The sequence below is a fragment of the Nonomuraea sp. NPDC050790 genome (genome assembly GCF_044456745.1).
Lineage (GTDB): Bacteria > Actinomycetota > Actinomycetes > Streptosporangiales > Streptosporangiaceae > Nonomuraea.
The window spans coordinates 1,460,981-1,487,964 of sequence record NZ_JBITGF010000001.1 but is presented as its reverse complement, the minus strand read 5'-3'; the positions used below and the strand labels follow the sequence as shown (position 1 = coordinate 1,487,964).

Sequence of the window (26,984 nt, the reverse complement as noted above, 5' to 3'; positions counted from 1 at the left end):
GCCATGAGTGAGGTGGGGCGGCGGGAACGCAAGAAGGCCGCGACCCGGGCGTCGATCGTGGCGGCCGCGCACGAGCTGTTCCTGGAGCGCGGGTTCGACGAGGTGAGCGTGCGCGAGATCGCCGACCGGGCGGACGTGTCGCCGACCACGGTCTTCGCGCACTTCCCGCAGAAGGAGGCCCTCGCGTTCGGCGACGAGGACGAACGGCACGAACAGCTCGTCGCCGCGATCGGCGGCCGGCCGCCGGGCACCTCGATCTCGGCCGCGCTGAAGGCGCACTACCTCGCCGAGATCGCCGGGTTCGGCGAAGAACCCCAACGGCAGCTCCTCGCCCTGATGGAACGCACGCCGGCGCTGGTCGAGTACGCCGAACGGATGTGGTTCCGGCACGAGGACGCCCTCATCGCGGCGATCACCAAGGAGTTCGGGCTCGCCGAACCGAGCGACGAGATCCGCTTCTACGTCCGCTTCGCCCTTCAGATCCAGCTCAGCGCCACCCGCGACCCCGATCCTGAGTCGACCATCGACGCGGGGTTCCGGCTCCTCGACGAGGGCTGGGTGCGTGTCGCCGGAGGATGAACTTCGGGCCGTCGACCGGCTGCCGTCTCGGGCAATCGCCTTTAGCGATTTTTGTGATCGTTAATCATCGCTTTTCGCGATGATGCGCAGGCCCCTAACGTGGCGGCATGACAACGACCACCGTGGCGTCGCGCCCTTTCCTGCTGGTCGGGGCTGCCCTGGCGATCGTCTACCTCGTCTGGGGCTCGACGTACCTCGCGATCCGGATCATGGTCCAGGAGATGCCGCCCTTCGTGAGCGCCGGTGTCCGCTTCCTGGTGGGCGCGCTGCTGGTCGGCGGGTTCCTGGTGGCGCGTGGTGGTCTCAGCAGGTTGGCGGTGACCCGGCGGCAGGTGCTGGGATGCGCGCAGATCGGGCTTCTGCTGATCGTGCTCGGTCAGGGTCTGGTGACCCTTGCCGAGCACGGCGGGGCTCCGTCGGGGATCACGGCGTTGCTGATCGCCGCGGTGCCGCTGTGGGTGATCTGCCACCGCGTGCTGGCGGGCGAACGGCCGGCCGTACGGACCGTGGCAGGGGTGGCGACGGGGTTCTGCGGCCTGGTCGTCGTGGTCGCGGCGAACGGCCTCGGCGGCGCGTTCCCGCCCTGGACCATGGTGGCCGTCCTGGTCGCCGGGCTGTCGTGGGCGTTCGGATCCTGGTACCAGCCGCGTCTTCGGCTGCCGCGCGACCCGTTCGCCGTCGCGGTCTACGAGATGCTCTTCGGCGGCGCGGCGCTGACGGTCATCGGGCTGGTGAGCGGCGAGCGCTTCGACCCCCTCGCCTACTCGGGCCGGGCGTGGGCGGCTTGGGGGTATCTGGTGCTGTTCGGATCCGTGCTGGCGTTCTCGGCGTACATCTGGTTGCTGCAGTCGGCGGCCACCTCCCTGGCCGCCACGTACGCCTACGTCAACCCGCTGGTGGCCCTGTGCCTGGGATGGCTGGTGCTGGCCGAACCGGTCACGGTGCCGACCCTGGCCGGAGGCGTGATCGTGGTGGCCGCGGTCGCCGTGGTCGTGCGCGCCGAGTTCCAACGATGAGGAGAGAGTCATGAGCATGTTCGTACTGATTCACGGCGGCGGAGACGTCGGCTGGTACTGGCACCTGGTGGAGGCCGAACTACGGGCGCGCGGGCACGACGTGCTGGCGCCCGACCTGCCGGGCGACGACGAGTCGCTGACCCTGTCCGACTACGCCGCCGCCGTGGCCGAGGCGGTTGGCGACCGGCGGGACCTGGTCGTCGTCGGCCACTCCTTCGGCGCCTTCACCGCCCCGCTGGTCGCCGACCGGCTGCCCGCCGACGTGCTGGTCCTGGTGGCCGGCATGATCCCGGCGCCGGGGGAGTCGCCGGACGACTGGTGGTCGGCCACCGGTTGCCAGGAGGCGGTGAAGGAGCAGGCCAAGCTGGACGGCGGGCTGACCGGCAACGCCGATCCGTACGTGGGCTTCTACCACGACGTGCCGCGGGAACTGGCTCAGGAGGCGCTGAGCAAGGAGCGCGAGCACCCGTCGAGCACCGCCTCGGCCGCTCCGTGGCCGCTGGCCGCGTGGCCGGACGTGCCGACCAGGTTCGTGCTGTGCACCGAGGACCGCGTCCTGCCCGCCGCCTTCCTGCGACGGCTGGTCCGCGACCGCCTGGGCATCGTCCCCGACGAGATCGCGGCCGGCCACTGCGTCGCGCTCAGCCGTCCACGAGAGCTGGCCGACCTGCTCACCGGCTACGCGACCGGGTGCTGACCTTCACCCCGGCCCTCACCGCGCGCCGTCGGCCAGGTCGGCGAAGGGCAGCGGGCAGTCGGGGAAGGTGCAGTCCGTCAGGCTGTCGCAGCCCGCGCGGAGACGACCGCGCTCAGCGCCGAGCGGATCGTGGTCAGGTCGGCGATCTTGGCCTGGGCGTGGGCGCGCAGGTCGGGGGTGGGATGCCCGTGCCGTCCGGTGTCGATCAGCTCGCCGACCTCCCGCAGGGTGAACCCGAGCCGCTGCGCCGCCTTGATCACCGCCACCTGCCCGCTGCGCAGATAGGTCATCACCCCTCCCGCGCGGCCGGGGTGGCGCGGGACTGGAGCGCGTCCAGCACCCGGACGTGCATCTGGGTATCGGATGCAAGCCCGGATCATGGCCTGATCTGGGCTCCGCCGTCCGGGAAGTCCGTCGAGCGGGAGAGGTCGGCCCACCGCTCGATCTCGCGGTCCACGGCGGCCCGGCCGTCGGCGACCAGGCGCAGCGCGTCGGAGCCGAGCACCAGGTGCGCGGGCGGGTCGGGCGCGTCGATGACGGTCAGCAGGGCGTGCGCCGCCCGCACGTCGATGGGGCTGGCGGTGGCCTCGGCCTCGTCCACCGTGCGGAAGACGGCGTCGGTGTCGGTGACGTCGAGCACGCGGGCCAGCGCCCGCCCGGGGGCGAGCCCCTCGAACGCGCGCGCGTCGCCCTCCTTCCGCACCGTGCCCACCACGGTGTGCCCGGCCTCCAGCGCCCCGGCCGCGAACGCCCTGCCGAGCCCTGAGCTGACGCCGGTGATGAGAAATGTCTTCATGGCCGAAAGGCTAGGGGGTGGGAGGCGTCATCGCCGCGCGCCGTCTCCTGGACCTGACCATGGACGGCTTCCGCGTGAGGTGATCGAACACGAAATATCGTCAAATATCCTTGACGACCGCAAGTCGTCAAAATAATTTGACGATATGGGAGTGAATCTGGACGAAAGCCGGAGGCTCATGGACGAGGCCACCAGCACCGACCCGGAGATCGGCCTGGCCGCGGTACTGGCGCTGCGCCGGCTCGTGGAGGTGCTGGAAACCCTGCAAGTGGACAACGCCCGCGCCCAGGGCTGGTCGTGGCGGGACATCTCGCGCCGCCTGGGCCTGACCAAGCAGGCCGTGCACTACAAGCACGGCCTGCGCTTCCGCGAGGAGCCGTGATGTGGAATCGGCTGTCGCCGGAGGGCGCCGAGGTGGTGCGCCTGGCCTACGTCGAGGCCCGCGAGTCCGGAACCGCCCCGTGGACCTCCTCCTACATCGGCGACGAGCACGTCCTGCTGGCCATCCTGCGGCACGGCGACGGCCCCGCCGCCCGGCTGCTCGCCGAGCACGGCCTGGAGCTGGCCGATGCCCGCGAACGGCTCCGCGACATCGGCCCCTCGCTCCGGCCCCACGTGGACGGCGGCCAGGCCCTGCGCGCCTTCGGCGTGGACCCGGACGCGCTGCGCGAGCAGCTTCGGTCCGCCTTCGGCCCCGCCGCCGTGGAGGCGGCGGAGCGGCGGGTACGGCGGCGCCCCTGGTGGCGCGGCGGCCACAGCCGCCACCCGAGCCCCCGCACCTTCCTCCTGGCCAAGCGCGCCTTCGACCTGGCGGAGCGCCTGGCCATACGGCAGGGCGCCACCGGCATCGGCCCCGAGCACCTGCTGTTCGGCATCCTGGGCGACGCACTGGACCCCGTGGGCATCCAGCTCAGCCGGCGCTCCCGCCGGCAGATCTCCCGGTACGGCTGGCGCCCCGGCCGGCCGAACCCGCTGCGCCTGCTGCTGGAGATGCACGAGCTGGATCCCCGCCGCCTCAGCGCCGAACTCTGTGCCGGCCAGGGCTGGATCGGCTGAGCCTCGTCAGGCGGCGGGCTGGGCCAGCGGGGCGAACAGGGCGCCGAGCCGGTTAACGGTCTCCGGGACCACGCGGTAGTACACCCAGGTGCCGCGCCGCTCGCCGTCGATGAGACCCGCGGTGCGCAGGATCTTCAGGTGGTGGGAGATCGTGGGGGCGCTCAGGTCGAAGGCCCCGGTCAGGTCGCAGACGCAGGCCTCGCCGCCCTCGTGGGAGCCGATCATCGACAGCAGGCGGAGCCGTACCGGATCTGCGACGGCCTTGAGCAGCACCGCCAGATCGGCCGCGGCGCGCTCCGAGATGGGCTCGCGGACGATCGGGGCGCAGCACGCGGCGGTCGCGGGGACGGTCACGGCACGACTCCTTGGTTCGACGTCAATCTAACTATACGGCGCGCTTCAGCTCGGGGCGGCGGGCCCAGGTCGCCCAGCGCCACAGCCACTCGACCGGCCCCTGCCGGAAGCGGCGCAACCAGAGGGTGGACATCAGCCACTGGGCCGCGAGGATGGCGGCGGCGGTCCAGTACGCCGTCGTCAGGGACTGGCCGATCGGCAGGCCGAGGAGTGGCCCGGCGGCGAGGACCAGGAGGGTGGCGGTCAGGTAGTTGGTGAGCGCCATCCGGCCCAGCGGCGCGAAGACGAACCGCAGCACCGTGCGCAGCGGCGTCGCGAGCAGGACCAGCATGCCGCACACCCACACCCCGGCGAACAGCAGGTCGGCGAGGCTGGAGGTGGCGGGCAGGTACGTCGTGGCTCCCACGGCGCGCATACTCGCCTGCGCCCACAGGGCGGCGGCCAGTCCCGCCGCGAAGCCCAGGCCCAGCAGGAGCGGCCACCGGAGTGCGCCCTCCAGCCGGTCGACCACCCCGTAGCGCACCAGCGCCGAGCCCAGCAGGAACAGTCCCGCGATCAGCAGGGGCCCGCCACCGCCGAAGACCAGCGCCGCCGGGATGAGCAGGCCGGACAGGACCGCCAGGACCCAACGCGGCAGCCACGACGAGGGCAGCAGCACCACGACGCCGACGACGGCGTAGTCGGTCAGGACCTCGCCCGGCCACAGCAGCATGTGCACCAGGCCGATCGCGAGCAGCGCGCCGAGGCGGCGCAGCAGGGCCAGGCGCGGGCTCGCGGCGCGGCCGGCGGCGGACTCCAGCAGCAACGTGAACCCGATGCCGAACAGCAGCGAGAAGATCGGCAGGCCGAGCCAGGGGTCCCAGTCGCCCATGGGCTGCTCCGCGACAGCGGCGGCGCCGGTGGCCATGAGCTGGATGTTGGCGAGCAGGATCTCGCACAGCGCGAACCCGCGCAGCACGTCGAGCGCGGAGATGCGCGGCCGGCCGGGGGAGGTGGCCGGTCGCAGGGGGATGACCGAGGCATCGGTGTGGTCGTGAGGGGGCATGGCCACATCCTGCGGACGGGCCCAGGAACCGGGTATCGGTCACAAGTCGGGTCGGGTGGCGCGCGATCATACTTTGGGCCAGATGTGGATCAGCTCATCACGCCCGACTCCCACGCCCAGGCGGCTACCCCCACCCGGTTCTTGACGCCGAGCTTGGCGAAGATGCTACCCACGTGCGTCTTGACCGTCGACAGCGACACGAACAGCTCCGCGGCCACCTCCTGGTTGCTGTAGCCCCTGGCCACCAGCCGCGCCACCTCCAGCTCCCGGTCGCTCAGCGGCTCGTCCGGCGTCAGGGCCGCGCTCGGCCGGGGGCGGGCCAGGTGCCGCAGCAGGCGTACCGTCACCGAGGGCGACACCAGCGCGTCACCGACCGCGGCCGCCCTGACCGCCTCGACCAGAAGGGCGGGGCCGCTGTCCTTGAGCAGGAACCCGCTCGCGCCGTGGCGCAGCGCGCCGTAGACGTACTCATCCATGTCGAACGTGGTGACGATGACCACCCGCAGCGGATTCTCCACCCCGGGACCGGCCAGGAGCCGGGTCACCTCGAGCCCGTCGAGCTTGGGCATCCTGATGTCGAGCAGGCACACGTCGGGACGCGTCCGGCGGGCCGCGGCGACCGCCTCGGCCCCGTCGGCCACCGCCGCGACCACCTCCACGTCCGGTTGAGCGTCCAGGATCATCTGGAAGCCGGTGCGTACCATTTCCTGGTCGTCAGCGATGAGCACCCGAATCGTCACGCACCAACTCTAGAGATCGCGCCACGTCACCTCCGCCCGAAGCACCCGCGCCGGCGCGTGGCTCGGGAACACCCGCGCGGTGCTCTCCGGGTCACTGGGCGCCGGTGGCGTGAGGTACAGGCCCTCCGAAGCCGACGTGTGGTTGCTCAGGAACAAGCTGCCCGTGCCGCTGACCGAAGCGCACCACAGGTAACCGTCGTCATGGTCGGCGAGCTGACTCCGCAGGAAGAACACATCGCCCGCACCGTCGAATGGCACCTGGGCAAGGTCTTCGGCAAGCTCGGCATCACCTCACGCAGAGAACTCCGCGATCTCTAACGCACGACGTAGCAGCGGTGCCTGGTGTCCAGCCAAGCCTTGTCGAGCTCCTGCCCCACGACCCTGCCGACCGCCACCAGAGCGGAGGTGAACGCTTCGGCCGGCTCCACGGAGGGCTCGTCCGGGTCGGAGGGGTCGAGGGTGAAACGCAGGCCGTCCAGGTACGGATCGAGAGCGTCGGGATCCAGGCCGGTGCGCTCGTCGGTGTCGAAGATGTCGAGCACGGTGAGCAGTTCGCCGGACCGCGCGTACTTCAGCAGGCAGTCGCCGTGGAAGTCCCAGCTGACCGCCAGCGCCTGCCCGCCGGTACCGGTCAGGGCGAGCACCGCGTCGTCCCCGGCGATCCGGTCGTCACCGATGAGCATCGTCCAGCCGCCCATCCGGCCGGCCAGCAAGCCGGCCTCCGCGTCGCCGCTCCCGTCGGACCCGGGTCCCCATCCGGCGTAGTCGTCCGGCACGCCGCTTCCGGGCTCCCCGCCGAGAAGGGCGACGGCCTCCTCCTCCGTGGGCCCCTGGCACCAGGCGGCGTAGAACTGCCGCATGGACAGGTCGCTGGGATCGTAGGAGCGGAGCAACTGGTAGAGGTGGTCCACGGGCATGCGATGGCTTCCCTTCGATCGATCCGGTGGTACGGCTGCCGCCCGGCGCACGGCCGGGCGGCAGCCGTACGTCAGGACTTGACGCTCACCCACAAGCGGTCGCCGCCGCGCTGGGCGTTACTGTCGGGGATCAGCACACGGTAGCGCGCGTAGAACACCGACAGGTACCAGCCGTCGCTCTTGTTGTTGCTGGACGGCACGCCGCGCACGGAGAAGTTGCCGTCACCCCATCCGGGACCCTCCCTGACCGAGTTGAAGGGGAACTCGTCGCAGTCGCCGACCACCTTGGCCGCCTTGCAGGCCTTGCGCCGCTCGCTGACCTGCACCGCTCCCCACGTCCGTCCCTTGGGGTCGAGGGGTCGCGCTTCGCTCTCGTTGATCCGGGTCAGCGGGCTCTTGCTCCGTCCCGTCGAGCCGTTCCAGTTTCCTGGCACCACCTTCTGGCCTGGTGGTTTCTTGGGGTCGGTGACGTCCGGTGTGTTGAAGGCGGCCGCGATGTGGGCGGCGACGAGGCCGCGCTTGGGATGGGCGACGTCGGTCCGATAGATACGGCTCACACCCGGGAAGATGCAGGCGCCCTTGTAGCGGACGCGCTTCTCCTCAGGCCACGCCCCTGGACTGCCCGGCCCCAGGGTCAGGTCGTCACAGCGCACGGTCGGCGGCGTCCTGAGAGCGCCCTCCTCGTCCTTGAGCTTGCCCCACAGCGGAACGTTGGTGGGCCAGGGCTTCACCGCGATGACGTCCTTGATCTTCATCCAGGGGACGATCGTGCACCGGCGTACGGTGTCGACGGTGCTGGAGGACTTGAAGCGGAAGTACTGGGCCGTTCCGTTCCATTCCTTGATTCGCGCCTCGCGATCTCCGTCGATCGTCTTCGCGCAGGACGAGCTCCCGCTGCTCGACTCCGTGGTGGTCGTCAGTTGCATGCGGGAGTTGCCGAACCCGCTCTCGAGCGCGTACTGGGCCTGGTCGATCGCGACCCACATGGAGAACTCCGTCGGGGTGATCGGGCCGGTCGCCCCGTCGCTTCCCGCGTTGCGGATCCCTGACCCGTCTCGTGTCCCCAGGTAGGTGTTGATGACCGCGGTGGCGCGCATGAGCAGGTCGATCCCGGCCGACCCGTCGGGCAGCTTCACCCGGATCTTCTTCCTGGTGCCCGAGCTGGGATCCCAGTCGTCGATCCAGGTGCTGAGGCCGAACCATCGGACGGAGCACCCGCTGAAGACCGTGGCATCGGTCCAGATCCCCAGCCTCCCGTCGGTCGGAGCCTTGGCCCGGCAGGTGTCGAGCGTGAAGTGCCGGTAGTTGACCTCGTAGGGATCGGGTTCGTCCTGCTGCGCGGGCCGGGTCGTCCTCGCCGCGGGCACCGGGCCTGTGCCTCCTGCCAGCGCGCCGATCTCCGTCGCGGTCAGGGCCCGCTGGTACGTGCGCGCCTCGTCCAGGTCCCCGCGCATGCGGGTGCCCAGCGTCAGCGGGCCCGTGCCGTTCCATGCCTGGAAACCGATCGGGGCGGAGGACACGAGCCGGCCGTTGAGGTACAGCGCCGCCGTACCCGAGGCCGCGTCGTGGACGCCCGCGAGATGGAACCATTCGTCGACCGGCGCCTCCACGTCGGACAGAACCCCCGAGGAAGTGGCGTCCGCGGTATCGCCGCTGGTGAGAGTGAAGACCAGCCCGCGATCGGGGGTGTTGCCCAGGCGGAAGGGCGCCTGCAGGGCGCCCCGCTGCTCCGCGACGGTGTAGTCGCCGTCCTTGTCCGACCAGCGCAGCCAGGACGCGACGGTGAAGCTCTGGTCGGTACGGATCACCGGCCCGGCGGTACGCGCCAGCGGCTCTTCACCGGGCGCCACGACGTCCACGGTGAGGGACTGCCAGCCCGACCAGGCAGACGCCCGTGGGCCCGCGACGGCGCGAGCCCGCCAGCGCACCTTCCAGCCGTCGAAGAGCCTTCCGTCGGGAACGGTCACGGCGGCCTGGCTGCCCGATGCGACGTTGTCGGCCGCGCCGGTCCAGATCTGGCCGGTGCCCTGACCGGTTGCCGCCGGGTCGTGCTCCAGCTCGAACTCGGCCCGCAGCGCGCCACCGGTCGGATTGGTCACCTGCGCCAGCAGGTTCGGGGTACGGCTGGTGGAGACCGTCGTGCCGCCGGCCTGGTGTGAGGGAACGACCTGAAGGGCGCCCACGGTGGGATCGGGCTGGGTGTCGGGAACGTCGACGGTGACGTTCTGCCACGCTGACCACGCCGAGGCGGTGGACGATCCGGCGTTGACGGCGCGGACGCGCCAGCGGACCATCCAGCCGTCGACCAGCCGTCCGGCGGGAACGGTGACCACGGCCCTGCCGCCCGATGCGACCGCCGGGGAGGCGCCTGCCCAGATCTGGCCGGTGCCCTGCCGGGGTGCGGCGGGGTCGTGCTCGATCTCGAACTCGCCGGTCAGGGTGCCGCCGATGGTGTCGGCGACGGTGGCGCCGAGTTGCGGGGTGAGCGAGGTGGCCACCGTGACACCGTTCACGGTCTGCGCCGGGGTGATGGCCGGTGCGCTCGCCGAGGGGTTGGAGGTCGTGGCGCCGGTGGTGACGGTCAGTTTCGGCGCCGCTTCGGCGTAGTCGGTGTTCTCCGCGCTGGTGAAGACGCGGTAGTTGTCGGCCGTGGCGGCCTCGTTGGGGTGCATCAGGACCAGGCCGTGGTTGGCGGCGCCGGCCGCCCAGTCCTGGGCGATGCCGGTGACGGTCCACTCCATCGCGCCTGGGAAGGTCGCGCAGTCGGAGTTGACCGCCGTCTTGCTGACCTGCGCGTCCTCCGTCGTCGTGGTCGGTTTCCTGCTCCAGGTCAGGCTGTCGGCGCTCCACGCGCCGGTCAACCGGCGGACCTGGATGCCCGCGCCCACCGAGCTGCCGCAGGCAGGGGCGTCCACGTTCACCAGTGACAGCCTGGCGTTGGTGACCGTCTGCCCGGCCAGCCCGGTCGTGTCGAAGCGCAGGTGAGGGCGGTAGAGACCGTCGATGAGCCGCCCTGCCATCAGGTACGGCGTGCCGGGGTCGGCCGGGTCGGCGGGGAAGTCGGAGCCCACCTCGACGTCGGCGTTGAGCAGCAAGGTGGTGGTCGGGTCGACGCGGACCGGCAGCACCGTGGCCGGATCGGTCAGGAAGGCATGGTCGGGCTTGAGCACCAGTTCGGTTTCGCCGCCCCTGTTGACCACTGCCGTGTCGATGCCTGCCCGCTTGGCTCGGTACGGGCGGCCCTGGTCGCTGCCGTCCCACATCATCGGCGGTGCCGCGGACGCGACGACCTTCCTGTCAGGGCCCTTGAGCAGCAGTCGGCCGGTCTTGTCCGCGCTGAGCGAGAGCCCGGTCGTCTCCACGCCCATCCGGATCTCCAGGGGCCTGTCCGGCCGTTCCCGTACCACCACGTCGTGCCTGAACCCGGTAGGCAACACGGTGACCACCAGATCGGCGCCCTTGCCCGCGGCGTCGGCGAAGGTCACCTGGCCGCCGTTCACGGCCGGCTTCGGCAGAGGCGTAGGCCAGCGCAACGCGTACGACTTTCCGTCGCCGGTCGTCATCCTCGCGAACGCGCCGGATCCGCCGGTCGAGACCTCCACCGCGACCCCTGAGGCCAGCGCCTTCGGCCGCAGCACGTCCCCGGCCGGTGCCAGGCGGGTGTCGATGGGGACCCAGGCGCCGCCCTGTCGCGTCCGCACCGGGCCTGACGAGATCTCCCTTCTGAACGAGCCGTCCGGCAGCGCGTGGGTGACATTGGTCGCGGTCGTCTCATCGGCGACCTCGACGGCCTGCTTCTGGCGGGCGGCTTCGCGCGTGGCCGCGGTCCGCAGGGGTGAGGGCTGGTTGGTGAGCGCGTTGCCGGTCTTCCCCGGGATCCAGGCGGCGGTGTCGTTGAGGGTCGCGGGATGCCTGCCGTACGTGTCGGCGGCGGTCGTGCCCGTGCCCTCGTCGAACGTCCAGCGGGCGCTGCCCGCGGCGGCCGTCTCGAAGGCCCATGAGTAGGCGGTCATCGGGTTGGCGGACGCGTCGATCGCCCCGGCGATCTCGGCGGTGTACCTGACGCCCGGCTTCAACGGCTGCGTCGGGGTGAAGGTGAATTCCTGCTGAGATCCGTCCACGGTCACGGCCCCCTCGACGGCCGCGCCCGAGGGGTCCTTCACGAGGAAATCGGGCTCCCAGGCCGGCTCGTTGAACGTGGCCTTGATGGAGGTGTCCGTCGGCACGTTCGCCGCGTCCGCGACCGGGCTCGTACTCACGACCGTGGGGGCGGTGTCGTCGGGCGGGCTGCCCTCTTCGACGGTACCGCCGTCCCACGACTCCTCTCCGGACTCGCCGGTGAAGGGCTCAAGCTCTTCCGGCGTCACCTCGGCCACGTGGTTGGGGGTCGCGGCGAGAACCTGCTCCTCCGCGTCGCTCATCGGGGGCACGTAAGGGAGGTCGTCGCTGTCGACCCTCATCGCGACGGCTTCCTCGTAGGTGGCGGGCTGAGGCCGCTTCGGTCCCTCGTAGGAGTAGACGACGACTTCGGGCGGGCCCGCGGGAGCGGGGGTGTACTCGATGAACAGGACGGGGCCGCGTGGGGTGAAGGGGTAGGTGTCGTAGCCGCCGTACTCGTCGGAGCGGTAGTAGCGCCAGTTCTGCGGGCTGTCGGGTTCGATGACGGAGTTGAGGCGGACGCCGAGGTCGGGGGTGCCGTTCATCCAGGCTTGGACGATGAGTTCGATGGAGTAGTAGAGCTCGCCTTCGCCTTCGGGGCAGCGGGTGGCGCTGTAGGCGCCGCGGTTGGCGACGTGGCCGCCGAGCACGGTGGAGGGCTGGTTGTTCCAGGTGATGGTGCCGGTGCTCCAGGGGGTGGTGACGCGCTGCAGGTCGATGCCGGGGCTGTCGGTGTCGCTGCAGGTGTGGGAGTCCTGGTTGTGCAGGCGCAGGTCGGCGTTGTGGACGGTGCCGCCTTCCAGCGGGGTGCCCTTGATGTGGAAGTTGATGTACGTGCGGTGCGTACGCGTGCCGCTGTGCGATTTGCCGGCCAGCAGCCAGGGCAGGGTGGCGTTGGCGCTGCCGTCGGGCAGCACGTTGGACACGTGGGTGTCGCCGGCGATGCCGGTGCCCTCCCAGGTCTCCGACAGGGTGGTGACGGTGACCGGGTAGACGGTCGCGGGGTCGCTCAGGAAGGCCGGGTCGGGGGTGAAAACCACGGTGCCGCGATCGCGGGTGGCCTTGGCGTGGCCGATGCGCCCGGCGTCGGGGTTGGTGAGGGCGGCGGCGTCCAGCATCGGCGCGGCCGGCTCGCCGGTCTTGTCGTCCTGCCGAAGTCCCTGGGGCAGGCGCAGGCTCCTGGCGGGGCGCTGCCGGATGACCACGTCGTGCCGGAACCCGCTCGGGGTGAGGGTCACCACCAGGTCGGACCCCGACCCGTAGGCATCGGGGTAGGTGGCGGTGTTGGCCTTGAGCACCGGCTTGGGCAGCGTGGCGGGGGCCTCGACAGCGGTTCTGCCCGCGGCGCCGGTGAAGCGGGCGGCGGTGGTGTCACCGCCCGCGGACAGCCTCAGGTCGCCCAAGCTCGCCTTCGGCTGGACGACCCCGCCCGACTCCACGAGCGTCAGATCGATCGGCGCCCAAGCGCCGTTCTTCTTGACCCGGACCGGGGTGCTGGACACCTCCGCACGCACGGTCTTGCCGTCGGGGTTGGCGTAATACGTTCCGGTTTCGGAGCGGTACGCCGCAATCTCGATACGCTTATTCGTCTTCCGGGCCTGGGCAAGCGCCGCTCCGGCCGAGGTGGTGGCTTCAAGTGGCGGCGGTTCGTTCGGCGGCGCCGCCCCCGCGGGATCGGTGAACGTGGTCGTCAGCAGGGTCAGGGTGGCGATCAGGCAGGTCGCACGACGCGTCCAGCCGGATAAGCCGGGTGCCGATCGATGTGAATTCACTCCGCTCCTTACCTGGAATCCAGTGAGCAGGCAGATATTCCCATGAAAGGAAACTCCGGCCAATACCGAAACTGCACCGGCGGTGACACGCTGGGTAAAGACGTATCCCTTAATTCGGGCAATGGTTAAGCAGTATAGAGGAAATGTAGAGGGGTGCTTTATTATTGGCGGCCCCGCGCTGTGTGAAGTGCATATATGGTGGCGCTGGTAATTTTCTTGGCGGGCTTCTGTTCCATAACCGCGGCCCAGGTGCCGCTGGCAGAACGGGATGCCGTGAGCCGGCCGTACCGCTCCATGCCGTCGTCTGGACGGCCGCGCCCTCCCATGACGCGTCGCGCATCCGCCACCGGGCCGTGCTGTCATGATCCGTGCCCATGGACATGAACGGCTTCTGGGACCTCGTCGAACGCTCCGCCCAGCAGAGCTCCAGCAGGCGGGAGCGGCTGGACTGGCTGGAGGATCACCTCGCCCGCCTGCCGTCCGAGGAGATCGTGGACTACGAGGCGTGCTTCACGCTGTGCGCCAACCGCGCCTGCACGTGGGACATGTACGCGGTCTGCTGGACCATCATCGGCTCCGGCTCCTCTGACGGATTCGAGTACTTCGTGACGTGGCTGATCAGCCTTGGCCGTGACAGCTACGAGAAGGTCACCGAGTGCCCCGACCGGATCCTTGAACTTCCGCAGGTGCAGCGGCTCTCCGAACTGTCACGGAACTACTGCCACGAGAGGACCTCCGTGTCCGCGGACGGCACGGTCCGGCTTCTCCGGCTCACACGTGTCCGGCAGCAGTTCTGGCCGAATGACGATTGGCCGGAGTTCGAGCTGTTCGCCTACGTGCCCGGCAAGGCCTACGCGCGGGCGCTCGGTGACGACGAGGCTCACCCCGGGGAGGCCGTGGCAGCACGGGGCATCACTCGTGTCTTCCCCTTCCTGACCAATGGCGCGGAGCCCGAGGGTGAGGCGTGGGACTTCGGTGACGAGGCCGAGTTCACCCGCAGGCTTCCTCGCCTCGTGCGCCACTACGCGGCCACCGATCACCCCTGGACGCCGTGGCCCTCACAGCCGTTCTGGGGAGACGAACGAACCCGGGCCTGGTCGTTCCATGACAGGACCGCCCGGGAGCGGCGCATGCGCCATTTCTACGGTTGAGCGATCGCTTAAGATGGCCTCATCGATACTTGAGCGAGTGCTCAATAGGAGGCTGTCGTATGCCCGACTGGACGTACCATCCCCTGCGCGGGATCGCCGCCGCGATGCTCGGTGCGCGGCGCTCGCGGCGTCTGGCGCTGCGGACGCTGGCGGCCGTGGGCTCGTTGCCCGGCGGGGCACGGCTCATCGCGCAGGGGCTCGGGCACCACCATCCGGATCCCAGCCCGGCCGGGACGGTGGCCGGGGTGCCCGTGCGGGCCAGGGTGGGGGTGGTCGTCCCGCCGTCCGTGGCCTGGTCGGCGGTCCGTGCCATGGCGCCGCTCGGCGCGGGGCTGGTCGAGGTCGCTCCGGTACGGCCGGCCGACGTGCCCGAGGTGCGCAGGGCGGCGGCGGGCAGGCGGGTGGCGGTCTTCGCCCGTGCCGCTCCGGACGAGGCGCCCATGGTCGAGGCCGCCCTGAGCGGGCACGTGGACGGCGTGCTGCACGGCGCGGAGCCGGAGATCGTGCGGACGAGTTCGCCTTCCGTCGATGATGCGGCCCAAGCACTCGAAGATCCGCATGTCACCGTGCTGGCCATGCCCGAGGTGCTCGTCGAAGCGGGACCGGGGTGGTTCGCCCGGGTCGTCGAGGCCGCGACGCCCACCGAGGATCCCGGCCCGCCCGCGCCGGGGAGGGATCCGCGACTCTGGCCCAACTGGTGGTGGGGCGTGCTGGTCGGGCTCGGCGTCATCGCCTTCGCCCTCGGCGCGGCCGTGGTCACGCTGGGACCCGTTCTGCTCTGGTATGACCGGGACTTTCTGGGGGCCGGGCCGTACGAGCTGCGGGAGATCAGCCATCACCTGCCGGCGTTTCTGCGGCACGACCGGATCACGCTGGCCGGGTCGATGGTGGCCATCGGCGTGCTGTACGCGGGCATCGCCTTCGGCGGGCTGCGCAGGCGGTGGCCCTGGGCGCGGCGGGCCTTTCTCGCCACGGGGACCGCGGGGTTTCTGAGCTGGCTGTACTTCATCGGGTTCGGGTTCCTGGAGCCGCTGCACACGGCGGCCACCGTGATCCTGCTGCCGATGTTCCTGCTGGCGATGCGGCGTGACCCCGGCCGGCCGCGCTGGCGGGTGCTGCCCGAGGGGCCGGAGCCGGTGCGCAGGCGGGCGCTCACCGGGCAACTCCTCATGGTGATCACCGGGTTCGGGCTGCTCGTCGGCGGGATCGTGGTGTCGGTGGTCGGGATGACCGGGGTGTTCGTCCCCAGTGACCTGGAGTTTCTCGGCGTCCAGCCGGACACGATGCGGGCGGCCAACGCGCGGCTGGTGCCGTTCGTCGCGCACGACCGGGCCACGTTCGGCGGGGCGCTGGTCGCGGCCGGGGTGGCGATCACCCTGCTCAGCCTGTGGGCGTGGCGGCGCGGGGAGGCGTGGTTGTGGTGGGTGCTGGCGGGGGCGGCGGGCGCGGGGTTCGTCCCGGCGGTCGCGGTGCACGGGGCGATCAGTTACAACGATCTGGGGCATCTTGCCCCGGTGTACCTGGGGATCGGGCTTACGGTCACCGCCCTCGGCTTGGCACGGCCGTACCTCTGCGTCAGGGTCGGAACGCCTGCCCCGACGAACGAGAGGATCTTGCCGGACCGGCCCGACCAGATCATGGAAACGGGGAGCAGGTCGTAGCCGAAGGTGGGGCCGGCAACAGGAGCTCGGCTGATGCGGACGCGCCGGATCTTCCCTAGGGTCGGTGCACGAGCACTTGGAGGTGCAGATGGAGACGTCCGCGTATTTGAGGGCTGTGGTCGAGCAGACGAGCACGTTCGCCGATTGGGTGAACGGCAAGGACGCGAAGGCGCCCGTGCCGACCTGTCCGGAATGGGCGCTGGCCGACCTCGTCGACCATGTCGGCTCGACCCAGCGCATGGTGACGATGCTGGTGGGCGAGCGGATGACCGAGCCGAGCGAGGCGTTTGCCCGTTACGTCCCCGGCCCTGCCGATCCGGCCCAGTGGCGGGACTGGCTGACCGAGGGCGCGGCCGAGGCGCAGCAGGCGTTCGCGTCGGTCGCCGACGACACGCCGGTGTGGGATCCGTCCGGCGCGGCCGCGGGGGTGCCGTTCTGGTCGCGGCGGCTGCTCGGCGAGGTGTGCGTACACCGCGCGGACGCCGCATCGGCCCTCGGCACACGGTACGAGCTCCCGCCCGAGCTCGCCGTCGCGGCCACCGAGGACTGGCTGGACACCATGACCTCGCGCGGCTACTGGGAGAACCGGCGGGGCTTCGCCGACGCGATGCGCGGCGACGGCCAGACCCTGCACTTCCACGCGACCGACGCGCCGGGGGAGTGGCTGGCCCGCCGGGAGCAGGACAGGGTCGCCCTGGAGCGCGCCCACACCAAGGCCGACGTCGCGGTACGCGGCCCGGCCGTCGACCTCCTGCTGGTGCTCAGCAGGCGGCGCCCGCTCAACGGGGCGCTGGAGGTGCACGGCGACCGGGCACTGTTCGAGCACTGGATCGAGCACATGGACTGGGTCACCGACTGAAGGTCCGGAGCTGTCCCTCGTGGATGTCGCTCACCCACTCCCAGCCGGGCTTGGCCGACGGGCCGATCCGCGGGTCGTCGGCCGCCCGGCCGTCACGCAGCGCGTGCACGTACGCCCGATCCCGGTCGATGCGCGCCCGCGTCTCACCACGTCCGCCCACGGACCCGTGACCGGGGATGACGACCGCGACGTCGTCGGCGACCTCCTCGAACAGCCGCAGCGAGGCCAGGTAGTCCTCGATCGGGTTGTTGGTGCTCCGCACGTTGTCGAACATCGGCACCAGGACGTCCGACAGCATGTCGCCGGCGATGAGGACCCCGGCTTCCTCGACGAACAGCGCCGCGTGGCCGGGTGCGTGCCCCTGGTGCTCGATGATCCGGACGCGGGGACCGTCCCAGGGAATCTCCGTCGCCTCGGCGGGCAGGCCGGTGATGTCGCCGAGCAGGTCCATCGGGACCTGTCCGGCGATCTCCGTCTCCAGGAGGCTGGCGGCGATGTTCTCCTTCGCATCCGCCTGCGCGAGTTGTTCGCGCATGTCGGCCGCGCAACGGGCGGTGCCGTACCTGGGCGGCTTGCCGAGCGCGGCGTGCCAGATCACGTGATCCCAGTCCGAATGCGTGGAGAAGCCCGCCACCACGGGCCGGCCCAGCTCGCGCAGGTCGCCGGCGAGGCAGGTCAGCTCGTCGTCCGTGATCCCGGGGTCGATGAGCAGCACACCCTCCCGGCCCCGCACGACGACGGTGTTCGTCTGGACGAACGCACTCTCGTGCGTCAGCACACCCTCTGCGACTTGACTGAGCACGACGGCTCCTTCCGGTTGGGGTCAGTCCTTGGACGGCCGGTAGCGGACGTTGACCACGGCTCGCGGCTCGCCGTCGCCGACCTTGATGAGGCGGATGGGCGCCTTGCCCGGGTTGTCGTACAACCGGATGCCCTGGCCGAGCAGTGCCGGCGCGATGTGGAGGTCGATCTCGTCGATCAGGCCCAGGTCGAGGAGCTGGCGGCCGATCGTGGGCGAGAAGACCTCGAGGTTCTTGCCGTTGGCCGCCTCCAGCCCGATCCTGACCGCCTCGGCAGGGCCGCAGTTCAGGAACGTCACCCCGTCGGCGGGCTGCGCGTCCTCCGGGTGATGGGTGAGCACGAAGATCGGCCCCTCCCAGTCGCCATAGGGGCGGGCCTCGCCCTTCCCGACGTCCCAGCCGTCCCGGCCGCCGAGAACGGCGCCCGTGGTCCTGACGTACTCGTCGACCAGGCCCGGACGGGCCGTGGCCCCCTCCATCCAGTCCATGGTGTGCCCAGGTCCCGCCACGAATCCGTCCAGCGACATGGTGAAGTGCCAGAGCACCTTCCCCTCGGCGGTCTGCGGCGTGATGTCGTTCATGCATCGCCTCCTGCTTCGCTGACTGGGCGGGCCTGCTCCCACCACGGAAACAGTGTCCGCTGGATGCTGTGTATGCTAGACACAGATTGACGCCGCCAGCAACCATTTGCGGAGGATCGCTTGGACAGCACCGTTGAACTGCTTTGGGGGGTACGGCAGCCGCCGAACCGAGGCCCGAAGCCCGGGTTCACCGTCCAGGAGATCGCCAGGGCCGCGATGGACATCGCCGACGCCGAAGGGCTCGCCGCGCTGTCCATGCAACGGGTCGCCACGAACCTCGGCTTCACCAAGATGGCCCTGTACCGCTATGTCAGCGGAAAGGCCGAACTGATCGCCGTCATGATCGAGGAAGCCGTGGGCGAGCCACTCGATCTGAGCGCGGTCAAGGGCGGCTGGCGCGGCAAGCTCGAAGAATGGGCCCGCCGCCTATGGGCGACCTGGGACCGCCACCCGTGGCTGCCCGGCGCCACCGTGGGCGAGCGGGTGATGGGGCCGAAGGAGACCGGCTGGACCGAGATCGCCCTGGCCGCGCTGGCCGGGACCGGGCTGGACGGCGGTGAGCAGATGGACGCGGTCCTCCTGCTCAGCGGCCACGTCCGCAACACCCGATCGGTCGGCTCGGCCGGCACGCAACCCTGGACCCCGCAACTCGGCACCCTGCCCGACCACGCCGCCGACCGCTTCCCCGCCTTGACCGCCGCGATCGCCTCCGCCGGAGACCCGAGCCCGGACAGAAGCCGCGAGTTCGGCCTCCAACGCCTCCTCGACGGCCTGGAAGTCCTCATCTCCCAACGGGCAGGCGCGAGCTAGACCGTCCGGCATGTGTTTCAGCGCGTTGCCGCGAGCGTCAGCGCGGCCAGGTGGGTCCGGAGTACGGCGAGCATGGTGTCGGCGTCCAACCGGCCCGGGTGGAACGCGGCTTCCAGGGTCAGTCCGTCGAGCAGCGCGCAAAGACGACGCGCCTCCAGGGCGATGTCGGCCTCCGGACGCAGCCGCCCCGCCCCGCGCGCGCCTTCCAGAATCCGGGTGGTGAGCGCGAGCAGGCCGTCGTACAGCTCGTCGGCGTGCGCGCGCAGGTCGGACCGGGTACGGGCGGCGGCGGCGAAGGACAGCCAGACGATGGCCTCGGTGCGGCGTTCGTCATCCAGCGGCAGCAACTCGGCCAGCATGCGGACCACGATCTCGTGCTGCTCGTCCGGGGCGAACGAGGCGGATGGGTCCAGGAGGCGCTCTGCGTGGGCGGTCAGCCGCGTGATCAGCCGCGCGGACATCTCGCGCATTGCGAACACCATCAGCTCGGTGTGCCCGTCGAAGTAGTGGCGTACCGAGCCAATGGCCAGCCCCGCCTCGGCGGCGACGTTGCGCAGCGAGGCCTGCTCCAGGCCGTCACGGCAGATCACGCGGAACACCGCTTCGGCGACCGTTCGCCGCCGCTCCTCCGCATCCACGACCTTCGGCATGCTGCCTTTATAGCACGGTCATGCTATCTTCCGATTTGGCACAGTCATGCTATTAACGGAGGCGTCATGTCCGGATCCGTCACCGTGCTGGTCGTGGTCGCCCTGGTCGTCGTTGTGGTGATCCGGCGATTCCGGGGCGAGCCACTGCGTGCCCGCGACCTGTACGCCGCACCCGTCATCCTCGTCGCCATCGGCGCGCACACCCTGCTGAAAGACGTACGGCCCAGCGGGTCCGACCTCGCCTGGGTACTGGCCGGCGCCGCCGCAGGACTCTTACTGGGCGCCCTACGAGGCCTCACCCCGCGCCTGTTCGTCCGCGACGGCCACCTGTGGCAGCGCTACAGCGTCTGGACCCTGGTGGTGTGGGTCGTCTCCGCCGCGGTCAACATTGGCCTCGGCGCCGCGGCCACAGCGACCGGCACCCCGGAACAGCTCCGCCCGATGACCCTGTCCATCGGCGTCGGCCTCCTCGGCGAGGCCCTGACACTGGCCCTGCGCGCCCGCCGCGCCGGCGCCGCCTTCGCTCCCGAGGAGGAAGAGTCCTTTCTTGATCGCCTGACCCGCCGACACCGCTGACCGGCGGTCGACCGGCCCGGACTCACCCTCGCCGTCGTCTGGACCCCACCGACCTGCCAACAACGTGATTGTCCGTTGACGCCTTGCGCGTCCCTACGCCACTGTTTGCCCATGTCCCGCTGTTGCCAGGGTCAGGGCGAGTTCGCCCAGATCCTTGGCCTTGAGTACCTGACCGAAGCCGGGTAGCGGCACGTGCAGCGTCGTAGTCCAGCGTTCGGGGATCCCGTCCTGGCCATAGACGGAGCCGGCGAGGCCGCCGGTCACCGCCGCGACGGTGTCGGTGTCGCCGCCGAGGTCGACGGCCGCTCGGAGGGCGTCTTCGAAGGTGCTGGTCGTTCTGACCGCCCAGACGGCCGAGGCCAGGCAGGGCCAGACAGCTCCGTTGAACTCCGTGGCGTGGTCCGGATGCCACTGCGGGGCGAGGATTGTGCGGTACTTGTCGCGGTGGTCGGGGTGGACGTGGGCCAGCACCTCGGGAAGAGCCCCTATCGGGTCCGCACCATCGAGGGCGATCCGGACCAGGTCATGGAAGATCGCGGTTCCTTCCCACGCCGCTCGGTCGCCGTGGGTGAGCGCAGCGATCCGCCGTGCCGCCTCCATGGTGGTTCGCCTGCCGCCGGATGCGAAGTACACCGCTGAGGTCGAGGCCCGCATGAGGGAGCCGTTCCCAGCGGCCCGGCCGCTGTTCTGGAAGTGACGGGCCGCGGCCAGATTCCAGGGATCGCCGCTGTTCAGCACCTCCTCGGTTTGGATGCCGATGTCCTTGGGCTCCGCCTGTGCCCACCGCTGGAACCGGCCGAAGACATCGGGCAGATCGAGCCCGCCGCGTTCCAAGAGCGAGGCGGCCACCAGCACCGCCATCTGGGTGTCGTCGGTGGCCTCACCCGTCTCCCAACCGCCACCCGCCCGCATCTCATCGCCATGTCCGGGCGGGTATTTCGTGGAGAACGCGCCCGCCGGACCGAACTCGAACGGCGCGCCAAGCGCATCACCCACCGCCGAGCCGAGAACCGTCCCGACGACCCGAGATCGCCGCCCGTCCCCGGTCATCCGGCAGCCCCGTCGAGCACGGGATACCTGGCCGCAGCCAAGTCGGCCATCAGGAGGTCACCGTTCAGCGTGGCGACCATCTGTTGCAGCGCATACACCTGCCGCACCACCTCAAGATCGACGGGGGTCTCATGATAATCCTCGGCGAACCGCTCGCCGACGGGTGCACCGAGCGCGTCCTGGCCCGGCGCAGCCGACGACCCCCGCTGCCAGTCGGTAGAGCTCTGCTGCTCGAGATCAAGAAGGATTGCTCAAGACGGCCACCCTGCGAGTGGCCAAGGCCAGGGAATCGGCCACCGAGGGGGATAGAGATGTTCGACCTGCCCAGCGGCACCCGGGCACCACTGGGGCCCGTTATCACGCCGTCGTCCTTTGCCACGAGAAGGCCGCCCACGAAGCGGTGACCGAACACTTCGAGGTCCTGGACCGCGACTTCTTCGCCACGCAGGGCAAGGACTGGCGCTACCTCGTCGCCTGGCAGTACGCGATCGACAGCCACCTGCGCCTGGGCCAGACCGGCCGCTTCGAAACCGAACTGAACCACCTGGTACGGGCCTACCTGAACTACTCCGACGACCCCGACGAACTCCTTCCCCGCCCCGGACTGCTGACCCGCCTGGAGGACGACCTGCGCAACGGACGAGTGGAAGCGCTACGGGCCCCGGCAGCCGCATCGTGCGCCGATGTCCTGCACGAACAGCTCGAACTCCTGGTACCCGGCGGCTGGATTCGCTGACCGCGCGGTCCGTTACCCTCTCCCGTGATCATCCACCCGTGAGAGGCTTCGATGTTCCGCGTCCTGGCCATCCTGGCCGCCACCGCACCGCAGTTGTTATCCCTCTTCTTCATGCTCGAAAGCTGCGGCGGGTTCTTCTACGCGATGGCGGAACCCGACCCGCTGGAGATCGCCGTCGGGCGCTCCGCGGGATACGCCTCGACGCTGCTCCCGCTCGTGCTGGCGTTCCTCGCACTGTGGGCGCCCCGGCAATTCCCGAAGGTCGGCGCGATCTTCGCAGCGGTGACGCTCGCGCTCAACGCGCTGACACTCGCCGTCCCCTACGCCACACCGTGCGGCCAGACGGGCGGCGCGTGGCTACCGCTGGTCTGCCACGCGATCTCCGTCGTCGCCCTGCTGCGGACCCGTCCAGGGCAGCCGGTGCCGAGACCGCGGGCGGCCATGTGGAGCGCCGCCCTGCTCCTCGTGCTCAGCCGCGCCCTGGTCAGGAACCACTCCTCCGACGGCATCGTCGGCTGCTGGCCGGACTTGCGGGGCACCTGGGCGCTGGCCCAGATGCACCTGGACACCGCCGAGGCCCTCTACGTCTGGGTCTGCGTGGTCGCCATCGGGGCCGTGCTGGCCGTACATCGGATCGCACCGTTTGTGGGTCTGGCGCTGCTGGTGCCCGGACTGTTCCCGCTGATCGCCTGGCTGACGTCGTCGTCCGAGACGCACGGCTGCCCCAGCACGTTCGACCTGCTCCCCTGGCCCCACCTGATCGCCGGAGCACTGGCCCTGCTCTCTCGGGCACGACTCCCTAGTCGTTCAGTTTCGTCGTGACCGTCGAGGGGTGCGGCGCCTTGCTCACCAGGCCGGACGCGGCGAACCAGGGCGAGCTCGATGGTCGGGCTGATCATCTTGCTGGTGACGTCGGAGAGCCTGCCAACCGTAGATCACCAGGAGATCTCACCCATCTCCGGTCGAGCCGGCAACGGGTCAGGTGATGCCGCGCAGACCGTCGGCCAGGGGATCGGTGGCCAACTCCCGCAGCCGCGCGCGGACCGCGGCCGTATCCGGTGCTGCCTCACACGCGCGCCGCCGAACCGTCGGCTCACAATCGTCAAGTCCCTCGACTGCCACCATTCGGGCCATATCCGGTGCGCATCCCCGAAGCCCGTCCAGGAAGCTCTCCCGCGCAAGGGAATGAACCGTGCCTTCCCACCCGGTCATGAGCTCGTCCGCGGCTTCGTGGATCCCCAACCGGCCCAGACCTCGTGCCGGGACCTCGGCAGCTCACCACTCCTCGGCAGCGACACTACGGCGCAGCGCGGCCAGCAACACCGGGGCGTCGCTCCGATCTCCGACCTCTGCCACCACACGCTCCCCGAACCCGACGAGGATGTCGTCGCCGCTGCCGATCCAGGTGCGGGCGGGTGGCAGTGCGGCCGGTCCGAGATGGCGCAGCGCCTGCGGGATGCCCGGCAGCCACCCGGCCGCATTGCGCAGGCTCCGGTCTTCGGCGAGGTCGAAGACGATACGGTCGCCGCGCCTGCCCAGTTCTTCCACCGCCCGCCGCCGTTCGGATCCAGGGGCAGTGACCAGCGCGACCAGGGCGTCGTTGTCGAGGGCGGCGAGGTCGAGTCGTCGGCCGCGTCTGGGTGAGCGGGAGGCTTTGAGCTCGTCGACGATGCGCCGGATCCGTGGCTGGGACCGCGCGAACGTCGTCCACGGCTCCGTGTCACACCAGATCGCCTGGGCAAGCTGCGCATCGTCGCGACGGGCGATGACGTCGTCCACGAGCCCGTCCCAGATCCCGGGAAGCTTCATCGCCCCGCTGAAGCCGATCGCCTCAAGCGCCATGGACCAGTGCGGGCCGTCGGCCGCGTACTCGCGCAGTACGGTCACGGCATCGAGCCGACCGACCAGCGGCAGCAGGGCAAGGACCTGCAAAGCGAGCTCAACCGGTTCGTCGTCCTCACCGTCATAGGTGGCCAGATGCCGCTGGATCGGTGCCAGGGGCAGGCCGAGCCGGGCGACGAGACCCGCGAGATAGCTGTCGCGCTGGTCAACCTGCCGGTCCCAGCGTGTGTCCGTGATCACGCAGTCGTACACCGCGTCGGCGGCGTCGGGAGCGGTCAAGACGCTATGCACCGCGGCGCCACGTCCCCGCTGGAGCCGGCCACGGAAGCAGGCTGGACTGTCATATTCGACCATCGGCATGCAGTATCCCCAGGGCGGGGTTGCCGCTCAACGTCGGGTAGGCGTTCATCTGCTCGTGGGTCAGGTCGGACTTTGTAGCGTCCCGCCTGTTCCCAGCTCAGGGACTCGAATCCGGTCCCAGCTTGACGGGCTTGCCGGACACCACGGCGATCGACAGGCCCTGCTTGGTCTTGGTGGTCTCAGGGCCGACGGTTACTCCGGGTCGGGCTCGCTGAGCAATCTGCGCAGGAGTTCCTCGTCGCCGGCGTCCAGTTCGCTCACGAAGCGGCGCAGCACGTTGGCGTGGTCGGATTCGGCGTTGAGCAGCGCGCTCATTCGCTGCGCCACCATGTCGGCCGCGTCCACCAGCGCGCCGTAGCGGTAGGAGCGGCCCTCCCGGCGCCGCGTGACGGCCTGCTTCTTGTGCAGGCGGACCAGCGTGGTGACCACAGCGCTGTAGGACAGCCCGCCCTCGGGTGCGATCAGGTCCCGGACCTGCCCGGGAGTGAGCGAACGGCCGGCGGCCCGCAAAGTCGTCAGAACCGCCGCCTCGAGCTCTCCTGGCCGGCGGCGCCCGCCCCCGTCACTGTCCATCGCGTCCACCCTATCGGGACGGAGCGGATCTCATGGGAGGCTGAAACCACGCCACAACCCCCAGGGAGCGACATCATGTTCGATCACTTCGTGTGGTCGGTGGTGGTGAGCCCGCCGCTGATCGTCCTGGCCGCCTTCGCCGTCGCCGGCAGGCTCGCGCCCGCTCTGGCCGCGCGTGTGCTGGCCTGGTCGGCCGCGATCGTCGCGGCGGCCGCCATGGCGAACCTGACGGTGTTCGCCCTCAAGGCGGTGGCCGAGGTGCCCGCCGTGGCGCGGGCCATGGGCTGGTCGGCCACGGTCGTGCGCGACGACACCGCCCATGTCCCGTGGGTGTCGTGGGGTTCGCTGGCGCTCCTGATCGCCGCGAGCGCGGCGGTGGGAATGACGCATCACCGCCACCGGCGCGACCTGCGGGCGGCGCGCCTGCTCCCACGCCCGGAAGGCGACGTCCTGCTGGTCGACGATGCCGCGGTGACGGCCTTCGCCGTACCCGGTGACTCTCCGGGCCGTGGCCTGCCGCGCGATCCGGGCTGGGTGGTGGTCACCACCGGCATGCGCGCGGCCCTGAGCGATGAGCAGTTCGCGGCGCTGCTCGCGCACGAACGCGCCCACCTCGCGGGCGCCCACCATCGTCTGGTACGGCTGGCGGAGCTGGCCGGGGCCGCTCACCCCGCGCTGCTCTGGGTCAGCAGGCAGGTCGGCTTCCTGGTGGAACGGGCGGCGGACGAACAGGCGGCGGACGAAGTGGGCGAGCGCCGTCTGGTGGCCCAGGCCGTCGGCCAGGCCGCCCTGGTGGCCGCACGCTCCCGGGCCGGGGCACGCGGCGGCCTTGCTCCGGCGTCGAGCATGTTGCACGTGGCGAGCCCGGCAAGGCCGGGCGTGGTTCCCCGGCGGGTGGAGGCGTTGCTGCGCCCGGCGCGCGGGACGACCGCCCTGCTGTGGCTGGTGCCCGCTCTGGTGGCCGCGGGAACCGTGGTGTGGACCGGCGAGGCGATCTACGACCTGCAAGAACTGCTCCGTCTGGCCTATCACGCGCTGCCGTAGCCGGCACTGGTTAGTTAGGTGAGCCTATGTTAACTTCTACAGCATGTAGCGAAGCCTGAGTCCGGGCTTCCCTCCGACGTCCTCTGAGGAGCTTGCTGTGCCCGCCCCCCGAACCTCTGCTGTGCGCGCGCTCAGCCTGCGGGCACCTTCACCCGTGCCGTGTTCGCGGCCTTCGAGCCCGGTTCCGACCGCACCGGCGCGCTCGTGCTCCCGGCCATGCTCGTCCTGCTGACCGTCCTCGTGCCCGGACTCGGCAGTACGTCCGGCCGCCACCGCAGCGGTCCCGCGAACCCCGATCCGACCTGTCAAGAGATGGAGCGCCAGTGTTCGCCAGCTTCCTCATCGGCCTGCGCGAAGGGCTGGAGGCCACACTCGTCGTCTCCGTCCTGGTCGCCTTCCTCGTCAAGGACGACCGTAAGGACAAGCTGCCGCACGTGTGGGCCGGCGTGCTCGCCGCCATCGCCCTGTCGGTGGGCTTCGGCGCGGTCCTGACCTTCACCGCCGCCCGGCTCAGCTTCCAGCAGCGGGAGCTGTTCGAGGCGATCACCTCGCTGCTGGCCGTGGCCTTCGTCACCTGGATGATCTTCTGGATGCGGCGGGCCGCCCGCGCCCTGTCCGGTGAGTTGCGCGGCAAGCTGAGCGCCGCGCTGGAGCTGGGCTCCGTCGCCGTGGTCATCATGGCGTTCCTGGCCGTGGCACGCGAAGGACTGGAGACGGCACTGCTGTTCTTCGCCTCCGTCCAGGGCGCCACCACCTCGGCCCAGCCGCTGGTCGGCATCAGCCTGGGCCTGCTGACCGCGGTGGTGCTCGGCTACGGGCTCTACCGCTCGGCCGTGCGGATCAACCTGACGAGGTTCTTCACCTGGACCGGCCTGCTGCTCATCCTGGTCGCCGCGGGGATCTTCAAGTACGGCGTGCACGACCTACAGGAAGCCGGCATCCTCCCGGGCCTGACCAGCTACGCCTTCGACATCGGCGCGATCCTTCCGGCCGACTCCTGGTACGGAACCCTGCTGGCCGGGATGCTCAACCTCACCCCGCAGCCCACCGTCCTGGAGACCGTGGCCTGGGCCGGCTACCTCCTGCCGACCCTCTACTTCTTCCTACGCCCTTCCCGCACGCAGCCGACCTCTGCCGCAGCCGCGCCCGCAGCCTGAACAG

The 26,984-nt window shown here is 70.6% G+C and carries 28 protein-coding genes; 14 read left to right on the top strand and 14 right to left on the bottom strand.

Translation table 11 applies throughout. The annotated features are described in order from the left end of the window. Window positions 1–3: 3 nt before the first annotated feature. The 3 genes from ACIBEJ_RS06700 (at window position 4) to ACIBEJ_RS06690 (ending at window position 2,292) form a co-directional block, all read left to right on the top strand. Window positions 4–579 (top strand): TetR/AcrR family transcriptional regulator, encoded by a 576-nt coding sequence (locus tag ACIBEJ_RS06700; protein WP_397181619.1) that lies wholly within the window; start codon window positions 4–6, stop codon window positions 577–579. A gap of 107 nt (window positions 580–686) precedes the next feature. Next, window positions 687–1,595, top strand: a complete 909-nt coding sequence (locus tag ACIBEJ_RS06695) for an EamA family transporter (RefSeq protein ID WP_397181618.1) — start codon at window positions 687–689, stop codon at window positions 1,593–1,595. A 10-nt stretch (window positions 1,596–1,605) separates the two neighbouring features. Then, window positions 1,606–2,292: an alpha/beta fold hydrolase gene (locus tag ACIBEJ_RS06690; RefSeq protein ID WP_397181617.1), complete on the top strand. Its 687-nt coding sequence runs from the start codon at window positions 1,606–1,608 to the stop codon at window positions 2,290–2,292. A gap of 77 nt (window positions 2,293–2,369) precedes the next feature. Here ACIBEJ_RS06690 and ACIBEJ_RS06685 read toward each other — a convergent pair whose 3' ends face one another. Both ACIBEJ_RS06685 and ACIBEJ_RS06680 read right to left on the bottom strand, forming a co-directional pair. Continuing rightward, a complete protein-coding gene (locus tag ACIBEJ_RS06685; RefSeq protein ID WP_397181616.1) occupies window positions 2,370–2,582 on the bottom strand; it encodes a MerR family DNA-binding protein in 213 nt (70 codons plus the stop codon). A gap of 86 nt (window positions 2,583–2,668) precedes the next feature. After that, window positions 2,669–3,088: an SDR family NAD(P)-dependent oxidoreductase gene (locus ACIBEJ_RS06680; RefSeq protein WP_397181615.1), complete on the bottom strand. Its 420-nt coding sequence runs from the start codon at window positions 3,086–3,088 to the stop codon at window positions 2,669–2,671. A gap of 145 nt (window positions 3,089–3,233) precedes the next feature. On the opposite strand from ACIBEJ_RS06680, the gene ACIBEJ_RS06675 reads away from it, so the two are divergent. After that, window positions 3,234–3,470 (top strand): RNA polymerase subunit sigma-70, encoded by a 237-nt coding sequence (locus tag ACIBEJ_RS06675; protein ID WP_397181614.1) that lies wholly within the window; start codon window positions 3,234–3,236, stop codon window positions 3,468–3,470. Further along, window positions 3,470–4,144 carry a Clp protease N-terminal domain-containing protein gene (locus ACIBEJ_RS06670; RefSeq protein WP_397181613.1) on the top strand — a complete coding sequence of 225 codons (675 nt, stop codon included), beginning with the start codon at window positions 3,470–3,472 and terminating at the stop codon, window positions 4,142–4,144. The genes ACIBEJ_RS06675 and ACIBEJ_RS06670 overlap by 1 nt, the downstream gene beginning before the upstream one ends. A 6-nt stretch (window positions 4,145–4,150) precedes the next feature. On the opposite strand, the gene ACIBEJ_RS06665 is transcribed toward ACIBEJ_RS06670, so the two are convergent. The 6 genes from ACIBEJ_RS06665 to ACIBEJ_RS06640 form a co-directional block, all read right to left on the bottom strand. After that, window positions 4,151–4,498 carry a metalloregulator ArsR/SmtB family transcription factor gene (locus tag ACIBEJ_RS06665; protein ID WP_397181612.1) on the bottom strand — a complete coding sequence of 116 codons (348 nt, stop codon included), beginning with the start codon at window positions 4,496–4,498 and terminating at the stop codon, window positions 4,151–4,153. Window positions 4,499–4,529: 31 nt separating this feature from the next. Beyond that, complete coding sequence (locus ACIBEJ_RS06660; protein ID WP_397181611.1) at window positions 4,530–5,543, bottom strand: DUF418 domain-containing protein; 1,014 nt, start codon at window positions 5,541–5,543, stop codon at window positions 4,530–4,532. An 89-nt stretch (window positions 5,544–5,632) separates the two neighbouring features. Next, the gene (locus ACIBEJ_RS06655) at window positions 5,633–6,283 is read right to left on the bottom strand and encodes a response regulator (RefSeq protein ID WP_397181610.1); all 651 of its coding nucleotides are present in this window, start codon (window positions 6,281–6,283) and stop codon (window positions 5,633–5,635) included. A 9-nt stretch (window positions 6,284–6,292) separates the two neighbouring features. Further along, a complete protein-coding gene (locus ACIBEJ_RS06650; RefSeq protein ID WP_397181609.1) occupies window positions 6,293–6,541 on the bottom strand; it encodes a hypothetical protein in 249 nt (82 codons plus the stop codon). Between the two features lie 56 nt (window positions 6,542–6,597). After that, a complete protein-coding gene (locus ACIBEJ_RS06645; RefSeq protein ID WP_397181608.1) occupies window positions 6,598–7,200 on the bottom strand; it encodes a DUF6461 domain-containing protein in 603 nt (200 codons plus the stop codon). A 71-nt stretch (window positions 7,201–7,271) separates the two neighbouring features. Beyond that, complete coding sequence (locus ACIBEJ_RS06640; RefSeq protein ID WP_397181607.1) at window positions 7,272–13,130, bottom strand: DNRLRE domain-containing protein; 5,859 nt, start codon at window positions 13,128–13,130, stop codon at window positions 7,272–7,274. 374 nt (window positions 13,131–13,504) lie between these two features. Between ACIBEJ_RS06640 and ACIBEJ_RS06635 the strand changes: the two genes are divergently transcribed. The 3 genes from ACIBEJ_RS06635 (at window position 13,505) to ACIBEJ_RS06625 (ending at window position 16,801) form a co-directional block, all read left to right on the top strand. After that, entirely contained in the window at window positions 13,505–14,281 is a 777-nt protein-coding gene (locus tag ACIBEJ_RS06635) for a DUF4240 domain-containing protein (protein WP_397181606.1), read from the top strand. A gap of 59 nt (window positions 14,282–14,340) precedes the next feature. Continuing rightward, window positions 14,341–15,942: a hypothetical protein gene (locus tag ACIBEJ_RS06630; protein ID WP_397181605.1), complete on the top strand. Its 1,602-nt coding sequence runs from the start codon at window positions 14,341–14,343 to the stop codon at window positions 15,940–15,942. Window positions 15,943–16,030: 88 nt separating this feature from the next. After that, on the top strand, window positions 16,031–16,801 hold the full coding sequence (locus ACIBEJ_RS06625; protein WP_397181604.1) for a maleylpyruvate isomerase family mycothiol-dependent enzyme: 771 nt from the start codon (window positions 16,031–16,033) through the stop codon (window positions 16,799–16,801). Here ACIBEJ_RS06625 and ACIBEJ_RS06620 read toward each other — a convergent pair. Beyond that, entirely contained in the window at window positions 16,791–17,603 is an 813-nt protein-coding gene (locus tag ACIBEJ_RS06620; protein ID WP_397181603.1) for an MBL fold metallo-hydrolase, read from the bottom strand. The two genes, ACIBEJ_RS06625 and ACIBEJ_RS06620, sit on opposite strands and share 11 nt — an antisense overlap. A gap of 21 nt (window positions 17,604–17,624) precedes the next feature. After that, window positions 17,625–18,182, bottom strand: coding sequence for a dihydrofolate reductase family protein (locus tag ACIBEJ_RS06615; protein ID WP_397181602.1), 558 nt, complete (start codon window positions 18,180–18,182; stop codon window positions 17,625–17,627). Between the two features lie 120 nt (window positions 18,183–18,302). On the opposite strand from ACIBEJ_RS06615, the gene ACIBEJ_RS06610 reads away from it, so the two are divergent. Next, window positions 18,303–18,992: a TetR/AcrR family transcriptional regulator gene (locus ACIBEJ_RS06610; RefSeq protein WP_397181600.1), complete on the top strand. Its 690-nt coding sequence runs from the start codon at window positions 18,303–18,305 to the stop codon at window positions 18,990–18,992. 17 nt (window positions 18,993–19,009) lie between these two features. Here ACIBEJ_RS06610 and ACIBEJ_RS06605 read toward each other — a convergent pair whose 3' ends face one another. Then, window positions 19,010–19,642: a TetR/AcrR family transcriptional regulator gene (locus ACIBEJ_RS06605; RefSeq protein ID WP_397181599.1), complete on the bottom strand. Its 633-nt coding sequence runs from the start codon at window positions 19,640–19,642 to the stop codon at window positions 19,010–19,012. A gap of 66 nt (window positions 19,643–19,708) precedes the next feature. Between ACIBEJ_RS06605 and ACIBEJ_RS06600 the strand changes: the two genes are divergently transcribed. Beyond that, the gene (locus tag ACIBEJ_RS06600) at window positions 19,709–20,218 is read left to right on the top strand and encodes a hypothetical protein (RefSeq protein ID WP_397181598.1); all 510 of its coding nucleotides are present in this window, start codon (window positions 19,709–19,711) and stop codon (window positions 20,216–20,218) included. Between the two features lie 93 nt (window positions 20,219–20,311). Here the strand turns inward: ACIBEJ_RS06600 and ACIBEJ_RS06595 are convergent, their stop codons facing one another. Then, window positions 20,312–21,268, bottom strand: coding sequence for an ADP-ribosylglycohydrolase family protein (locus tag ACIBEJ_RS06595; RefSeq protein ID WP_397181597.1), 957 nt, complete (start codon window positions 21,266–21,268; stop codon window positions 20,312–20,314). Between the two features lie 400 nt (window positions 21,269–21,668). On the opposite strand from ACIBEJ_RS06595, the gene ACIBEJ_RS06590 reads away from it, so the two are divergent. Then, complete coding sequence (locus tag ACIBEJ_RS06590; protein ID WP_397181596.1) at window positions 21,669–22,004, top strand: hypothetical protein; 336 nt, start codon at window positions 21,669–21,671, stop codon at window positions 22,002–22,004. A 51-nt stretch (window positions 22,005–22,055) separates the two neighbouring features. Then, entirely contained in the window at window positions 22,056–22,826 is a 771-nt protein-coding gene (locus tag ACIBEJ_RS06585; RefSeq protein ID WP_397181595.1) for a hypothetical protein, read from the top strand. 453 nt (window positions 22,827–23,279) lie between these two features. Here the strand turns inward: ACIBEJ_RS06585 and ACIBEJ_RS06580 are convergent, their stop codons facing one another. Both ACIBEJ_RS06580 and ACIBEJ_RS06575 read right to left on the bottom strand, forming a co-directional pair. Beyond that, window positions 23,280–24,206: a hypothetical protein gene (locus ACIBEJ_RS06580; RefSeq protein WP_397181594.1), complete on the bottom strand. Its 927-nt coding sequence runs from the start codon at window positions 24,204–24,206 to the stop codon at window positions 23,280–23,282. Window positions 24,207–24,398: 192 nt separating this feature from the next. Further along, window positions 24,399–24,779, bottom strand: a complete 381-nt coding sequence (locus tag ACIBEJ_RS06575; protein ID WP_397181593.1) for a BlaI/MecI/CopY family transcriptional regulator — start codon at window positions 24,777–24,779, stop codon at window positions 24,399–24,401. A gap of 75 nt (window positions 24,780–24,854) precedes the next feature. On the opposite strand from ACIBEJ_RS06575, the gene ACIBEJ_RS06570 reads away from it, so the two are divergent. Together ACIBEJ_RS06570 and efeU are read left to right on the top strand one after the other, a co-directional pair. Then, window positions 24,855–25,823 carry a M56 family metallopeptidase gene (locus ACIBEJ_RS06570; protein ID WP_397181592.1) on the top strand — a complete coding sequence of 323 codons (969 nt, stop codon included), beginning with the start codon at window positions 24,855–24,857 and terminating at the stop codon, window positions 25,821–25,823. Window positions 25,824–26,146: 323 nt separating this feature from the next. Continuing rightward, entirely contained in the window at window positions 26,147–26,980 is an 834-nt protein-coding gene (gene efeU, locus ACIBEJ_RS06565; RefSeq protein WP_397181591.1) for an iron uptake transporter permease EfeU, read from the top strand. The last annotated feature ends 4 nt before the right edge of the window (window positions 26,981–26,984 follow it).

Bases quoted from the DNA above. Each gene is read 5' to 3' on its own strand.
- ACIBEJ_RS06635 (WP_397181606.1), top strand. From the start codon at position 13,505: ATGGACATGAACGGCTTCTGGGACCTCGTCGAACGCTCCGCCCAGCAG.
- ACIBEJ_RS06645 (WP_397181608.1), bottom strand. From the start codon at position 7,200: ATGCCCGTGGACCACCTCTACCAGTTGCTCCGCTCCTACGATCCCAGC.
- ACIBEJ_RS06605 (WP_397181599.1), bottom strand. From the start codon at position 19,642: ATGCCGAAGGTCGTGGATGCGGAGGAGCGGCGGCGAACGGTCGCCGAA.
- ACIBEJ_RS06575 (WP_397181593.1), bottom strand. From the start codon at position 24,779: ATGGACAGTGACGGGGGCGGGCGCCGCCGGCCAGGAGAGCTCGAGGCG.
- ACIBEJ_RS06625 (WP_397181604.1), top strand. From the start codon at position 16,031: ATGGAGACGTCCGCGTATTTGAGGGCTGTGGTCGAGCAGACGAGCACG.
- ACIBEJ_RS06615 (WP_397181602.1), bottom strand. From the start codon at position 18,182: ATGAACGACATCACGCCGCAGACCGCCGAGGGGAAGGTGCTCTGGCAC.
- ACIBEJ_RS06670 (WP_397181613.1), top strand. From the start codon at position 3,470: ATGTGGAATCGGCTGTCGCCGGAGGGCGCCGAGGTGGTGCGCCTGGCC.
- ACIBEJ_RS06630 (WP_397181605.1), top strand. From the start codon at position 14,341: ATGCCCGACTGGACGTACCATCCCCTGCGCGGGATCGCCGCCGCGATG.
- ACIBEJ_RS06580 (WP_397181594.1), bottom strand. From the start codon at position 24,206: ATGCCGATGGTCGAATATGACAGTCCAGCCTGCTTCCGTGGCCGGCTC.
- ACIBEJ_RS06570 (WP_397181592.1), top strand. From the start codon at position 24,855: ATGTTCGATCACTTCGTGTGGTCGGTGGTGGTGAGCCCGCCGCTGATC.
- ACIBEJ_RS06600 (WP_397181598.1), top strand. From the start codon at position 19,709: ATGTCCGGATCCGTCACCGTGCTGGTCGTGGTCGCCCTGGTCGTCGTT.
- ACIBEJ_RS06685 (WP_397181616.1), bottom strand. From the start codon at position 2,582: ATGACCTATCTGCGCAGCGGGCAGGTGGCGGTGATCAAGGCGGCGCAG.
- ACIBEJ_RS06675 (WP_397181614.1), top strand. From the start codon at position 3,234: ATGGGAGTGAATCTGGACGAAAGCCGGAGGCTCATGGACGAGGCCACC.
- ACIBEJ_RS06595 (WP_397181597.1), bottom strand. From the start codon at position 21,268: ATGACCGGGGACGGGCGGCGATCTCGGGTCGTCGGGACGGTTCTCGGC.
- ACIBEJ_RS06695 (WP_397181618.1), top strand. From the start codon at position 687: ATGACAACGACCACCGTGGCGTCGCGCCCTTTCCTGCTGGTCGGGGCT.
- ACIBEJ_RS06700 (WP_397181619.1), top strand. From the start codon at position 4: ATGAGTGAGGTGGGGCGGCGGGAACGCAAGAAGGCCGCGACCCGGGCG.
- ACIBEJ_RS06585 (WP_397181595.1), top strand. From the start codon at position 22,056: ATGTTCCGCGTCCTGGCCATCCTGGCCGCCACCGCACCGCAGTTGTTA.
- ACIBEJ_RS06660 (WP_397181611.1), bottom strand. From the start codon at position 5,543: ATGCCCCCTCACGACCACACCGATGCCTCGGTCATCCCCCTGCGACCG.
- ACIBEJ_RS06680 (WP_397181615.1), bottom strand. From the start codon at position 3,088: ATGAAGACATTTCTCATCACCGGCGTCAGCTCAGGGCTCGGCAGGGCG.
- ACIBEJ_RS06690 (WP_397181617.1), top strand. From the start codon at position 1,606: ATGAGCATGTTCGTACTGATTCACGGCGGCGGAGACGTCGGCTGGTAC.